Here is a 401-nt window from a genome sequence, read left to right on the forward strand (position 1 = left end):
ACTCTGCAAACACGAAAGTGGACGTATAGGGTGTGATGCCTGCCCGGTGCTGGAAGGTTAATTGATGGGGTTAGCGTAAGCGAAGCTCTTGATCGAAGCCCCAGTAAACGGCGGCCGTAACTATAACGGTCCTAAGGTAGCGAAATTCCTTGTCGGGTAAGTTCCGACCTGCACGAATGGCATAATGATGGCGGCGCTGCCTCCAGCAGAGGCTCAGTGAAATCGAAATCGCTGTGAAGATGCAGTGTACCCGCGGCTAGACGGAAAGACCCCGTGAACCTTTACTGCAGCTTGACATTGAACTTTGACCTTACTTGTGTAGGATAGGTGGGAGGCTATGAAGATGGGACGCCAGTTCCATTGGAGCCATCCTTGAAATACCACCCTGGTAATGTTGAGGC

General features: G+C 51.9%; 1 rRNA gene. It reads left to right on the top strand.

Features of this window, described 5'->3' with window-relative positions:
- Positions 1-401: ribosomal RNA gene (locus tag I2F62_RS13155) — 23S ribosomal RNA — on the top strand; the annotation flags it as partial.

Source organism: Acinetobacter sp. MD2(2019) (genome assembly GCF_035615615.1).
Taxonomy (GTDB): Bacteria; Pseudomonadota; Gammaproteobacteria; order Pseudomonadales; family Moraxellaceae; genus Acinetobacter.